The sequence below is a fragment of the Bradyrhizobium iriomotense genome, assembly GCF_018130765.1.
Classification (GTDB): domain Bacteria; phylum Pseudomonadota; class Alphaproteobacteria; order Rhizobiales; family Xanthobacteraceae; genus Bradyrhizobium; species Bradyrhizobium iriomotense_A.
Window position 1 is genome coordinate 1 of sequence record NZ_JAFCJZ010000046.1, and the last position, 12,855, is coordinate 12,855.

Genomic DNA, 12,855 nt, shown 5'->3' on the forward strand with positions numbered 1-12,855 from the left:
AGCGCCTCATCGATTCCCCCAAAAGAATCACAGGAGAATCATAACAGCAGCCCAGCGTTTTCACACAGCCAGGGTCATTTGCCGACCTCTCGGCAGCGAACAGCAACGTCGGCTAAGGGGGCCCCGGAGCGGACGAGGGCTGGCGGACACTGCCTTCGTCGCATCGTTTCGTTTGGTCGATGGACGCATGGCCCAGTTCAACGACGCGGCGCCCCATAGGTCGGCGGCGGTGCTTGCACGATCGGCGCGGCGGCGGCGAACAGATCGTCCTTGTTGCCGGTGAGCGGCGGATAGATGCGCTTGCGGTTGATGGTCTGCTTGGTCGCCTTCGCGGCCGCGCCGGTGGCGCGGACCTCGCGATCCCACCCCTCCGTATAGAGCGCGCCCCAGCCGCCGAGATCGAGCACGGTGACGTACCAGTCGATCCGCAGCGGCAGCATCGGCTCGCCGACCAGATCGGCCACCACATTGTGGCCGGCGAAGCGGCCCATCGGCCGGGCGAACTGGCAAGACATCACGGTCGGATGCAGCCCGTCGACCACGCTGGAGGCAACGTCGCCGGCCGCGAACACGCCGGGCAGATCGGCAACGCGCATGAAGGGATCGACCAGCAGGCGCCCGAGGCGATCGCGCGCGCCCGGAAAACTCGCGGCCAGCCGGCTCGCACGCATGCCGGCACACCAAATCACCGTCTGCGTCGGAATGAACTCGCCCGTGCTCAGGTGAATGCCGGCAGCCTCGATCGAGACCACGCGCGCGCCGAGCCGCGTCTCGACATCGAGCGAGGCGAGCGCCGTCGCGATGACGGGACGCGCATGCGCCCCGATGGTGGCGCCCACGACCTGATTGGGATCGACCAGGATGATGCGGCGGCTGCCGGTGATGCCGGCGCGCGCCAGCCTGTCAGGCATCTCAGTCGCGACCTCGATGCCCGTAAAGCCGGCGCCGACCACCACGACCGTCGAACGCCCCGGCGACGGCGCGCTGCGCCCGAGCGAGGCGAAATGATCCTCGAGGCGAAGCGCCGCCGCATAGGTATCGACGTCGAACGCATGGTCGGCAAGGCCCGGAACGTCGGGGCGCATCACCGCGCTGCCGAGCGCGAGCACGAGGCGGTCATAGCTCAGCGTCTCTTCGCCGCCGCTGGTGACGAGCGATATCTGGCGATGCGCCGGATCGATGGCTTCGACCTCGCCGAGGCCGTGCGTGACGCCGATCGGATCGAGCAATTGCGCAAGCGGAAGCGCGACCTCGCTGAGGTCGGCCTCGTAATTGCGCACGCGGATGTTGTGATAGGGGTTGCGGTCGACGAGGTGGATCTCGATGTCACGGCCCGCGGCGCCGATCTCGTCGCGCTTGCGCGCGGCGCCGATGGCCGCCCACAGACCCGCAAATCCGGCGCCGAGCACGACGATACGCGCCATGTCCGCCTACTCGCACTTTCCAAAGAGATCCTGCGGCCTGCCCGCGCGGCCAGATATAGCTCATTCGTCAGAATCGACCAACCGCGGCAGCGCAAGGCTGCTGCACAAAAACGTGGGCTTACGCCTCGCGCAGTTCCGACGGCGTCGCGCCAAAGCGCTTGCGGAAGGCGCGGTTGAAATAGGACAGGTCGGAGAAGCCCGAGGAATGCGCGATGTCGCTGATCTTACGCGCCCGCGCACGGGGATCACTGAGCTGCTTTCGCGCCAGCAAGAGTCGCTGCTCCAGCACGAACTCGGTGAAGGTGGTGCCGGCCTGCTCGAACAGGCGCTGCGCCTGGCGCGGGCTTAAGCCCGAGCGAGTCGCAACTTCAGCCAGGCAGAGATCGTTGCGGCCGAGTGCGGCCATCACGTCGGCCTGCATCAGGTCGAGGCGGGCCGCCGCGTGCCCGCGCCCGCGCGCGAGGCTTGCGTGCTCGGCATCGGTACCGAGCAGGAGACCGACGAGATCGACCATGTGCTGCGCGGTCAGGCGCTGGCCGACGGCGTCGAGATGCGGCGCGTGATTGGCGGCGAGCGCATGGTAGCGGAAGATGGTCTCGGCGACCGCGCCGTCGGAGAGCACTTGCGAGAGCTTGTCCTCGGCGCGCGGATTGATGTCGAGCAGCGCGCGGCGCGGCATGCGGATGCTGGTGAAGCGATCCTCAATGGTGTGGCCGACGGTGCCGGTGATGCCCATGTCGACGAGCACCATCTGCGCAGGCGCGAGCTCGACGGTGTGGCCATTCTGCCCGACGCGGACGAGGCCCGCATGCGCCGAGATCAGCACGAGATCGTCGCTGCCATCGGCAAGGTGGCTCTGGCTGCGCGAATATTGCGCGGAGGCGCCTTCGGGAATGGCGAGCACGATATTGTCGACCACGCTGACCTGGAGCCGGCAATCGATGCTGTCGCCCTGGCTCGGCCCGATATCGAGGCCGCAGGCCCCGAAGGCCCTGTCGCGCCAATGTTCGAAGGCCGGACCGTGCGGCAGGCCTGCATATTGGTGAACGAAGATGCCCGGCGTTTTCGCTGCATCCATCTGATTTCTCGCCCCTCTTCGGCACAATGATCGGCAGCGCCGACTGCAAATTCCGGGGATTTGACGCGGCAAATTGCGGGGAGGTTCAAACCGGGATGGGATTTGGCCGGGATTGTCGAAATGCGACGGCGAGATGGACGGGGGCGACATGAACGCGCCCTTGTAGCCCCGCATGAGCGAAGCGATATGCGGGAGCACTGTCCCCCGGATGTCGCTTCGCTCATCCGGGCTACGGCAGCGACTACTTCTTCGCGGGCACCTGCGGCTGCGCCGGCGGCACGGTCTCGATCAGCTTGCCGGAAAACACCGGCGCCGAGGTCGGCTGGCCGCTCGGCGAGCCGCCGGCCTGCTCGACGGTGACGGCATAGGTCGCGCCGTTGACGAGTTCGGCATCGTAGCCGGCGAGCAGCGGACGCGCGGTGAACTCGCCGGCGCCGATCACACCTAGCGAGCGCGGGCGCGGCAGCTTGTCGGAGATCAGCCAGAGCTCAAAGCTCTTGCCGGGCTCCGGCGTGGCGCCGACCTTGCGCACGGTGAAGTTTCGCGTCGCACCGTCGATGGTGAGGATGAAGGCCGGGCCGCCGCCCTGGCCCTGCAGCAGCGCGACATATTGCGCGGACGCGGCGAGCGGAGCCGGCGCCTTCACCTCCACGGTCTGAATGCGCGGTGCCGGACGCAACGCGCCGGGCAGCGCATCGGGCTGGAAGATCTGGAGCGACAGCGTCACCAGCAGCGCAGCCGCGAGCGCACTGAGGACGGATGCGATGGTGCGCCAGCGCTTCACGCGGCCCTCGAGCCGGATCACATTGCTGTTGTCGACGACCGGCGGCGGCGGCGCATGCACGACGTCCGGATCGGGCGCATGGACCTGCGGCATGAAGATCGGCGCGACGTCGGATAGCGCATCGGAGGCCGGCCGCGCCGTCTCCGGCTGCTCCGCCGCGGCAGGCTGCAGCTCGGCCGGCGGCGCGCTGTCCGACGACGGCGGCGGCGACACGGCTTCAAACGAGGAAGACTCCGGCAGAGGTGCGGGAGGCGGCGCGGCTTCGGACGGCGCGGGCGACGCCTGCGCGAAGTCTGTCCGCGCGAGCTCGGCCCTGATGTTCTCCCACACGATCGGACGCGGCTCGATCGTGCCGACCATCTGGTTGAGGACGCCGAGCCGGTAGGACCAGGCCTGCACGATTTCGGCGAACGCCGTGTCCACCGCCATCATGGTCTCGACCTGCGCGCGCTCGTCGGCGTCGAGCGTGCCGAGCGCATATTCCGCGGCGAGCGCGATATGGTCCTCCGTGTAGGCCATCAATTGCAGTCCAGAACCTTCCTCATCGTCCGAGCCATCACAATCCGAGGCACTCCCGGATATCCAGCATGCTGCGCCGCAGCCACGTCTTCACCGTGTTGACGGGCGCCGAAAATTTCTCCGCCAATTGCTCGCGGCTCCAGCCGTTGTAATAGGCGAGCAGCACCAGCTTCTGACGGTCCGGCTCGAGCCGGCCGATGCATTCCAAGAGCCGCTTCAGCTCCTCGGTCATCTCCCGGCGCGCCAGCGGATCGGGACTGTCGGCCGCAACCTCCATCGCCTGAGGCTCTTCCTCGATGGAGACTTCCGACTTCTTGCGCACGATATCGATCGCACGGTTGCGCGCGATCGATGCCATCCACGTGATCGGCGACGAGAGCGCCGGATTGAATTGGCCGGCGCTGTTCCAGATCTTGACGTAGGTCTCCTGAATGACCTCCTCTGCGAGATCCTGCCGACGCAAGATACGGAGCACGACGCCATAAAGTTTCGCGCGCGTGGCGACGTAGAGGCGCTCGAACGCGGCCTGATCGCCTTTGGCGACCACCTCGATCAGCCCGACCAGCTCTGCTGGCGTCAGCATTCAGCCCCCCAACACGTGGGCCGTCGCGTTCCGCGCAGGCCCCGGCACTTCGCTACCATAGCGCGCGGCAAAGCCGACCACCAAGGGGGCGTGGCGCCGCGCTGTGGACAGCCCATGCGAAAACCCGGACCTTGCGGGTCCGGGTTTGGCGAATTCTCGGCAGGTTCTTGATTAGGTTATTGTTTGAGCATGATCTTTTCGGAAAACCGCTGCGCACTTTTCCGGATCATGCTCTAGCGCGTCAGGCGACGGCGCCGATGCGGGCGCGCATCAGGCCGATGCTGTCGAGGTCGGCCTGCTCGCGGGCGTTTTCCTCGGCGCGTTCGCGGGCCTGGTCGCGCTCGTCGAGGAGCTCGACCTTCTTCAGCTCCTCGAAGGCCTCGGCCAGCGCGGCCTTGGCTTCGTCGAGCTGGCCCTTGAGCTCGTCGGCCGAGCGGGTCAGGTTCTCGCGGCGCTGGATCGCGGCCTTGGCGTAGGTCGGATAGGCGAAGTGCGAGGGATCGTTGATCCCGGCACGGTCCTGCTCGGTCTGGATCTCGCGTTCGAGATCGACCGACATCCGCTGGAAGTCGGCGATCATGGTCTCGATCTGGGTGACCCGGCGGCGCTTCTCGTCGACCTGAAACTTCTTCAGGCGGATGAGGGTATCACGTGACTTCATCGACTCGTACTCCCCAGAAGTCCCCTAGCTGCAAGACATACACACATTGGGACGGCACCGGTCTCCCCACAGGCCCGATTTGGGCCAAGACCGGCTCTGCTACTCTGTGGGATCGGATGATGAACCGACAAAGTTAGCGTTCCGTTTCCAAATTGCCGAGGATTTGCGACAACTGCCGATAGCCGTCCGCCAGTGAGGCATTTTCGTCCTTGCCCTGCCGCAGGAACGCCTCCAGCGGCTCGTGCAGCCGGATCGCCTCGTCGACCTCGGGGCTGGAGCCGGCCCGATAGGCGCCCAGCCGGATCAATTCCTCCATGTCGGCATAGGTTGCCATCACCGCCCGCGCCTTCTGGATGGTCGGCCAGAACTGCGGATCGGCCGATTTCGGCATGGTGCGGGAGACGGATTTGAGGATGTTGATGGCGGGGTAGCGGCCGCGCTCGGCGATCGAGCGCTGCATCACGATGTGGCCGTCGAGGATGCCGCGGACGGCGTCGGCGATCGGCTCGTTATGGTCGTCGCCGTCGACCAGCACCGTGAAGATCGCGGTGATCGCGCCTTCGCCGAGGCCAGGCCCGGCCCGCTCCAGGAGCTTCGGCAGCTCGGTGAAGACGGTCGGCGTATAGCCCTTGGCGGTCGGCGGCTCGCCCGCGGACAGGCCGATCTCGCGCTGGGCCATGGCAAAGCGCGTCACCGAGTCCATCAGGCAGAGCACGTCCTGGTCCTCGTCGCGAAAATACTCGGCGACCGCGAGCGTCAGATACGCCGCCTGGCGGCGCATCAGCGCCGGCTCGTCCGAGGTTGCGACCACGACGACCGAGCGTGCGAGGCCCTCCTCGCCGAGGTCGTCCTGCAGGAATTCCTGCACCTCGCGGCCGCGTTCGCCGATCAGCCCGATGACGCTGACGGCGGCGTCGACGTTGCGCGCGAGCATCGACAGCAGCACCGATTTGCCGACGCCGGAACCCGCGAAAATGCCCATGCGCTGGCCACGGCAGCAGGTGAGAAAGGTGTTCATCGCACGCACGCCGAGGTCCAGCGGGCTACCGACGCGCTTGCGCGAATGCGCCGGCGGCGGCGTATTGCGGAACGGCATCGGCGAGGACCCCTGCGGCAGCGGCCCCTTGCCGTCGATCGGCTCGCCCAGCGCATTGACCACGCGACCGAGCCAGGCCGCGCAGGGCCGCACCTGGTTGGCCGCATTGGCGATGACCGCCTTGCAGCCGCGGCGCACGCCATCGAGCCCGGCGAACGGCATCACGACGGCATTGTTGCCGGAGAAGCCGATCACCTCGCAGGGGATCGAACGATTGGCGCCGGTCTCGATCACGAGCCGCGCGCCGACCGACATCGCATGGATGGGACCTGCCACCTCGACCATCAGGCCGCGCACGCCGACCACACGGCCATAGATGTTGACGCCGTCGATGTCGCCGATCTGTTCGGCAAGGGCCTTCATACAAGAGCCTTCATAAGGGGCGCGCCTTCATAAGAGGGCTTCCATGAGGGGGATCGCCGTCGTGCTCCGGGCCTTCACGGTGAAACTCTTAAGTTTCGCCATATTTCTGAACGGCGCTTAACTCCGTGTTTACCCGCATCATTAATCATTGCGTCACTGTCTTTGTGACTGAGCGTGACTCCCCTTCAGAAGAAGGCTGAGTCGCGGGAGTCGGTTAGGCCCGTCTCTTAAAGTGGAGCTTGAACAGAACGGGGTAACGAAAGCTGCTTCCAGCGCAAGACCTTAGGGCGATTCGACAAAAATTGCACCGGGGGGACTTGCGTTCCAGAATCAGAGTTTGTTAACCATCTGTTGTCAGGATCCGAATCAGTTGTTCAAAGGCGTTTTGTTGAGTGCCGCGAATGCGGCCGACCTGACGCCCAGGAGCGGCGACTATGGGGAACTGGCATGCGCGTTTTGCTGATTGAAGATGACAGCGCCGTCGCGCAGTCGATCGAGCTGATGCTGAAGTCTGAGAGCTTCAACGTCTACACGACCGATTTGGGGGAAGAAGGCGTCGATCTCGGTAAACTTTACGATTACGACATTATTCTCCTCGACCTCAACCTGCCCGACATGTCCGGCTACGACGTGCTCAAGCAGCTCCGGGTCTCCAAGATCAAGACACCGATTCTGATCCTCTCCGGCCTCGCCGGCATCGAGGACAAGGTCAAGGGTCTCGGCGTCGGCGCCGACGACTACATGACCAAGCCCTTCCACAAGGACGAGCTGGTGGCCCGCATCCACGCGATCGTGCGCCGCTCCAAGGGCCATGCCCAGTCGGTCATCCAGACCGGCGACCTCGTCGTCAACCTCGACACCAAGACGGTGGAAGTCGGCGGCCAGCGCGTGCATCTGACCGGCAAGGAATACCAGATGCTGGAGCTCCTCTCGCTCCGCAAGGGCACGACCCTCACCAAGGAAATGTTCCTCAACCACCTCTATGGCGGTATGGACGAGCCCGAGCTGAAGATCATCGACGTCTTCATCTGCAAGCTCCGCAAGAAGCTCGCCAACGCCTCCGAAGGCCGCAACTTCATCGAGACCGTGTGGGGCCGCGGCTACGTGCTGCGCGAGCCGCACGAGCACGAAGAGCGCATCCCCGCCTGATCCTGGGTTTACGTCGCAAGCCCTCCCGGGTTTGCTCCTCCCAGCCTGGACCCCGCCGCAAATGGCGGGGTTTTCGTTTTTTTAGGGACGTCTTCTCCCTCTCCCGCTTGCGGGAGAGGGGCGGGGTGAGGGTATCTCCGCATCGGGACAGTCCTCGTGTGGAGAGAGCCCCCACCCGGCGCTTCTCGCCGACCTCCCCCGCAAGCGGGAGAGGTGCAGCAACCGTGCTGATGCGACTTTCATCCCTCCCTAATGGTTGAACCGCTACGCTTCTCCCGCCGACGAATGGTCGCTGCACGATGGGGGAACGATGATCCTGCAATCACTCGCCGGCCTGCCTGCCTTCCTGGTCTATTTCTGCACCGGGCTGATTGCGATCGTGGCGTATCTGTTCGTCTATACCCGCATCACCCCCTACAACGAGTTCCAGCTGATCCGCGACAACGAGCCGGCCGCCGCGATTGCGCTCGGCCTCAGCCTGCTCGGCTTCGTGGCGCCGCTGGTCAGCGCCATCGCGCATTCGGCCAATGTGCTGGACTGCCTGATCTGGGCGATGATCGCGCTGATCGTGCAGGTCATCGTGTTCTTTCTCGTCAAGGTGCCGGTGCCGAACCTGTCGGCGCGGATCGCCGCCGGCGAGCTTGCGCCCGCCATCTGGCTCGGGCTGTCCTCGCTCGCCGCGGGCCTCCTCAACGCCGCCTGCATGATCTACTGATATGGCCGACAAACCCACCAGCAAGGAGTTCAGCAAGCGCCGGCCGCGCCTGCCGGCGGACCTGCCGCTGCCGCCGAGGGCGCCGGTCAAGCGCTCCGGCCATGTCGCACTGCTGGTGATGGGCACGATCGCGGTCGGCACCACCGCCTACACGCTGATGCCGCGGCAAACCTGCGAGCCCTCGCCTGGCGCCGTGCCAGGGCAGACGGTCACGACGTGCACCAGTAGCAGTAGCAGTTCGTCCGGCGGCGGCGGCTCGGGCTCATCGTCGCGATCGAGCTTCTACAGCAGCGATTCCTCCAGCCATTCGTCGTCGAGCACGTCATCCGACTCAGGGCACAGCAGCGTGAGCCGCGGCGGCTTCGGCGCGTTCGGCCATGGCTTCTCGGGCGGGGGCTGACCTATGCAACGTATCACTTGTCTGGAGCGCGACGACTGGCGAGAGACCGCAGCGCAATGCGGCTTCGTCTTCCACACCATCGGCGGCGACCGCTATTGGGACGAGCGCGCCTATTACGCCTTCACGCTCGACGAGATCGAGCGCGGCATCGAGACGCCGACCGGCGAAATCGACGCGATGTGCCTGGAGCTTGCCGGCCGCGTGATCGGCGATGAGCGGCATCTGCGACGTCTGAAGATTCCGGAAGCGTTCTGGAGCCTGATCGCCGAGAGCTGGGCGCGCGACGACCGCAGCCTCTATGGCCGGCTCGACCTGAAGTTCGACGGCAAGGAGCCGGCAAAGCTGCTCGAATACAACGCGGATACGCCGACATCGATCTTCGAGGCTGCCGTCTTCCAATGGACCTGGCTCGAACAGGCGATCGAACGCCGCATCATTCCCTCGCGCGCCGATCAGTTCAACTCGATCCACGAGCGGCTGATCGAAGCATGGAAGACGATCGCCGCCGGCCGTCACCTGCATCTCACCGGCACGACAGGCAATGACGAGGACGCCGGCACGCTCGCCTATCTCGAAGACACCGCGCGCCAGGCTGGACTCTCGACCACGCTGCTCGACATCGAGCAGGTCGGCTGGCGCGACGAGGGCGGCGGCTTTGTCGATCTCGACGATGCCGACATCGCGCTCGCCTTCAAGCTCTATCCCTGGGAATGGATGTTCCAGGACGCCTTCGGCGCAAAGCTCAAGGAGGCCCCGACGCGCTGGATCGAGCCGCCATGGAAGGCGGTGCTCTCCAACAAGGGCATCCTGCCGCTGCTCTGGGAGATGTTTCCGAACCATCCCAATTTGCTGCCGGCCTTCTTCGAGGACGATCCACGCGCGGCAGAGCTCGGCAGCTCCTATGTACGCAAGCCATTGCTGTCGCGCGAAGGCGCGAATGTCACGCTGGTGTCCGGCGGTATGCCGCTCGACGAGCAGGCGGGTCCGTATGGTGCCGAAGGCTTCGTGCGACAGGCGTTGTCACCGCTGCCGAACTTTTCCGGCTTCTATCCGGTGATCGGAAGCTGGCTGGTGAACCACGAGCCGTGCGGTCTGTCGATCCGCGAGGACGAGAGCCCGATCACGGGCAACAGCTCGCGGTTTCTGCCGCATGCGATTTTGTGAGACCGGAATGCTCTTCCCCTCTCCCCTTGTGGGAGAGGGTGGCTCGCCGCGTAGCGGCGAGACGGGTGAGGGGTACCTCTCCACGAGCGATGCCTCTCGCGATTTGAGTTCGCGGAAACAACCCCTCATCCGGCGCGCTTCGCGCGCCGCCTTCTCCCACAAGGGGAGAAGGAAGAAATCTCACCTCGCCGCAGCGACCTTCAACGGCTGCGGCATCAGCCCGCCCATCGCCCGGCCGGAGCGCGCGGGGTTGAGCTGATAGAGGCCGCGGCGCTCGGTGATCGGGCGGAACGCGTCGGTGATGCCGACGACGGATTCGGCAGCGCCGAGCAGCAGCGTGCCGTCGGCCTCCAGGCCCTTCGCCATGCGCTCAAAGATCACCGCCTTGGTGTCCTGATCGAAATAGATCAGCACGTTGCGGCAGAAGATCACGTCGAACGTGCCGAGATGGGAGAAGTCCTGCAACAGATTGAGCTGGCGGAACTGCACCATGGCGCGAATGTCGGCATTGAGCTGCCAGAGCTCGCCGACTTGCGTGAAGTATTTCATCAAATGCTGGATCGGCAGGCCGCGCTGCACCTCGAACTGGCTGTAGACGCCGGCCTTGGATTTCTCCAGCACCTCCTGCGACAGATCGGTGGCGACGATCTCGATGCGCCAGCCGGCGAGAGCTGCGCCCATCTCCTTCACGCACATCGCGATCGAATAGGGCTCCTGCCCTGTCGACGAGGCCGCCGACCAGATGCGAATCGACTTGCGCGCGGCGCGCGCCTGGATCAGGCCCGGCAGGATGGTGTCACGCAGACGGTCGAACGGGATCTTGTCGCGGTAGAAGAAGGTCTCGTTGGTGGTCATGGCTTCGACCACGTCGGTCGCAAGCCGGCCGTCGCCGTTCCTGATCTTCAGCACGAGATCGGGAATCCCAGGAAGGCTCGCCTTGCGCGCCAGCGGCAGCAACCGGCTCTCGACCAGGTATTGCTTGTCGGGCGACAGATCGAGGCCCGAACGCTCCTTCAGGAACTTGCGCAGATAATCGTAGTCCGTCGGGGTCACGAGCGATCTCCCGCGAACAGGCGGTTGACCTTGGCGCCGATCTGATTGAGCGGCAGGATCGCCGCGCAGATGCCGGCATTGGCGGCCGCGCCCGGCATGCCCCAGACCACGCTGGAGGCTTCGTCCTGCGCAATCACACTGCCGCCGGCCGCAACGATGTCCTTGCCGCCGCGCATGCCGTCCGAGCCCATGCCCGTCAGGATCACCGAGAGGATGGCGCCGTGCCAGATGTCGATGGCGGAGGTGAAGAGCGGATCGACCGCGGGCTTGCAGAAATTGACGGCCGGGCCGTCGTCGAGCGCGATCACCGTGTCCGCGCCGCTGCGCGCGAGGCGCATGTGCTTGCCGCCGGGCGCGAGATAAATGCGTCCCGGCTTCACCGGCTCGCCGTCGACCGCCTCGGCTGCCGGACGGCGGCTCGAGCGCGCCAGATGCTCGGCAAGAATGGTGGTGAAGGTCGGCGGCATGTGCTGGGTGATCAGCACCGGGAAGCGGTCGATGACAGGCCCTAGCTCGGTGACGAGCGCCATCAGCGCCTGCGGACCACCGGTCGAGGAGCCAATCAGGAGCACCTTCGGTGCCTGGGTGGAGAACGGACGCGTCGACAGCGCCCCCGACGACGGGGCATGCACGGCCGGAGCAGGGGCAGGCGCGGCAGGCCGCGCGACAGCCGGGGCACGCGCAGCCGGGGCCGGGCTCGCCGGCGCGAGCGACGGGCTCGCAACGGCGGGCTTGCGGCGCAGCCGCGCACCGAGATGACGGATCTTCTGGATCAGGTCGTGATGGAAGGTGTCGGCGGCCGACGCCTCGCGCGTCGATTCCGGCTTCGGAATGTAGTCCGCCGCGCCGAGCGACAGCGCCTTGAAGCTGATCTCCGCGTTGCGGCGGGTCAGCGTCGAGGCCATGATGATGACGAGATCACGCTTCTTCGCCAGCAATTTCGGCAGCGCCGAGAGGCCGTCGAGCTCGGGCATTTCGATGTCGAGCACGGCGACATCGGGGTTGATGCGTTCCAGCTGGTTGACCGCCTCGAGCCCGGTGCGCAAGGAAGCAGCGACCTCCATGTCGTGCTCGGCGCCGATCCAGCGCGAGATCAGACCGCGGATGACGACGGAGTCGTCGACGATCATCACCCGCAGAGGCCCGGTTTCGCGCGACGTGCCCGTGGTCGAATTACCTGCGAACGCAACACCCATTACTCACCAACTCAGACTGAAACGGTTCAGTTGAAAACAATCGCCGAAGGCTCCGTTCAGCCTCCGGGCGGTCGCTCAGATAAGTCCAACTTCCTGGAACTTCGCCGTCACGATGTCCTTGTCGAACGGCTTCATAATGTACTCGTTGGCGCCGGCGTGCAGCGCGCGTGCAATATGCGCAACGTCGTTCTCGGTGGTGCAGAACACCACCTTGGGCTGGTCGCCGCCGGGCATGCGGCGAAGATGGCCGAGGAACTCGTAGCCATCCATGACCGGCATGTTCCAGTCGAGCAGCACCGCATCGGGCAGTCCGCGCTTGCAGGCTTCCAGCGCCTTCTCACCGTCCTCGGCTTCGAGGATCTGGAAGTCGAGGCCCTCCAGGATCCGGCGCGCAACCTTGCGGATGACGCTGGAATCATCAACGACGAGACAAGTTCGCATGTGAACCTCTGCTTCCTACCCCCTTTGCGGAGGCACTTCCAATTACTGGCACGTCGGCGGCAATACCGCCGTATCAGGCCGCCATCATCTCGGGCGCGAGCTCGAGGACGCGATCGACGTCGAGCACGACCATGAGCTGGCCGTCGAGGCGGTGGACGCCGCCGGCGAGCTTGGCCATGCGGGGATCGAGGTTGACGGGGTTCTCTTCCATGCCGGCCTCGGGCAGGCG

At 65.6% G+C, this 12,855-nt stretch carries 13 protein-coding genes and 1 pseudogene; 4 read left to right on the forward strand and 10 right to left on the reverse strand.

From position 1 onward, the window contains the following. Positions 1-197 precede the first annotated feature (197 nt). The 6 genes from JQ635_RS38610 to fliI all read right to left on the reverse strand — a co-directional run bounded on the left by JQ635_RS38610 (position 198) and on the right by fliI (position 6,508). On the reverse strand, positions 198-1,424 hold the full coding sequence (locus JQ635_RS38610; protein ID WP_211414992.1) for an NAD(P)/FAD-dependent oxidoreductase: 1,227 nt from the start codon (positions 1,422-1,424) through the stop codon (positions 198-200). A 118-nt stretch (positions 1,425-1,542) separates the two neighbouring features. Then, positions 1,543-2,502 carry a helix-turn-helix transcriptional regulator gene (locus JQ635_RS38615; RefSeq protein ID WP_211414993.1) on the reverse strand — a complete coding sequence of 320 codons (960 nt, stop codon included), beginning with the start codon at positions 2,500-2,502 and terminating at the stop codon, positions 1,543-1,545. Between the two features lie 241 nt (positions 2,503-2,743). Beyond that, complete coding sequence (locus tag JQ635_RS38620; RefSeq protein WP_211414994.1) at positions 2,744-3,805, reverse strand: anti-sigma factor; 1,062 nt, start codon at positions 3,803-3,805, stop codon at positions 2,744-2,746. A 37-nt stretch (positions 3,806-3,842) separates the two neighbouring features. Next, positions 3,843-4,388, reverse strand: a complete 546-nt coding sequence (locus JQ635_RS38625) for a sigma-70 family RNA polymerase sigma factor (RefSeq protein WP_211414995.1) — start codon at positions 4,386-4,388, stop codon at positions 3,843-3,845. A gap of 241 nt (positions 4,389-4,629) precedes the next feature. Beyond that, on the reverse strand, positions 4,630-5,049 hold the full coding sequence (gene fliJ, locus JQ635_RS38630; protein WP_008562039.1) for a flagellar export protein FliJ: 420 nt from the start codon (positions 5,047-5,049) through the stop codon (positions 4,630-4,632). A 133-nt stretch (positions 5,050-5,182) separates the two neighbouring features. After that, positions 5,183-6,508: a flagellar protein export ATPase FliI gene (gene fliI / locus JQ635_RS38635; protein ID WP_211414996.1), complete on the reverse strand. Its 1,326-nt coding sequence runs from the start codon at positions 6,506-6,508 to the stop codon at positions 5,183-5,185. 447 nt (positions 6,509-6,955) lie between these two features. On the opposite strand from fliI, the gene ctrA reads away from it, so the two are divergent. The 4 genes from ctrA (at position 6,956) to JQ635_RS38655 (ending at position 9,936) form a co-directional block, all read left to right on the forward strand. Continuing rightward, the gene (gene ctrA / locus JQ635_RS38640; RefSeq protein WP_008138878.1) at positions 6,956-7,657 is read left to right on the forward strand and encodes a response regulator transcription factor CtrA; all 702 of its coding nucleotides are present in this window, start codon (positions 6,956-6,958) and stop codon (positions 7,655-7,657) included. Between the two features lie 310 nt (positions 7,658-7,967). After that, positions 7,968-8,372: a DUF350 domain-containing protein gene (locus tag JQ635_RS38645; RefSeq protein WP_211414997.1), complete on the forward strand. Its 405-nt coding sequence runs from the start codon at positions 7,968-7,970 to the stop codon at positions 8,370-8,372. A 1-nt stretch (position 8,373) separates the two neighbouring features. Continuing rightward, the gene (locus JQ635_RS38650; RefSeq protein WP_211414998.1) at positions 8,374-8,772 is read left to right on the forward strand and encodes a hypothetical protein; all 399 of its coding nucleotides are present in this window, start codon (positions 8,374-8,376) and stop codon (positions 8,770-8,772) included. 3 nt (positions 8,773-8,775) lie between these two features. Beyond that, entirely contained in the window at positions 8,776-9,936 is a 1,161-nt protein-coding gene (locus JQ635_RS38655; protein ID WP_211414999.1) for a glutathionylspermidine synthase family protein, read from the forward strand. A gap of 180 nt (positions 9,937-10,116) precedes the next feature. Here JQ635_RS38655 and JQ635_RS38660 read toward each other — a convergent pair whose 3' ends face one another. The 4 genes and pseudogenes from JQ635_RS38660 to JQ635_RS39150 all read right to left on the reverse strand — a co-directional run. Continuing rightward, positions 10,117-10,989: a CheR family methyltransferase gene (locus JQ635_RS38660; RefSeq protein ID WP_211415000.1), complete on the reverse strand. Its 873-nt coding sequence runs from the start codon at positions 10,987-10,989 to the stop codon at positions 10,117-10,119. Continuing rightward, on the reverse strand, positions 10,986-12,185 hold the full coding sequence (locus JQ635_RS38665) for a protein-glutamate methylesterase/protein-glutamine glutaminase (protein WP_211415001.1): 1,200 nt from the start codon (positions 12,183-12,185) through the stop codon (positions 10,986-10,988). The genes JQ635_RS38660 and JQ635_RS38665 overlap by 4 nt, the downstream gene beginning before the upstream one ends. 75 nt (positions 12,186-12,260) lie before the next feature. Next, on the reverse strand, positions 12,261-12,626 hold the full coding sequence (locus JQ635_RS38670; RefSeq protein ID WP_007600538.1) for a response regulator: 366 nt from the start codon (positions 12,624-12,626) through the stop codon (positions 12,261-12,263). A 73-nt stretch (positions 12,627-12,699) separates the two neighbouring features. Next, positions 12,700-12,855, reverse strand: a pseudogene (locus JQ635_RS39150) (chemotaxis protein CheW); the annotation flags it as partial.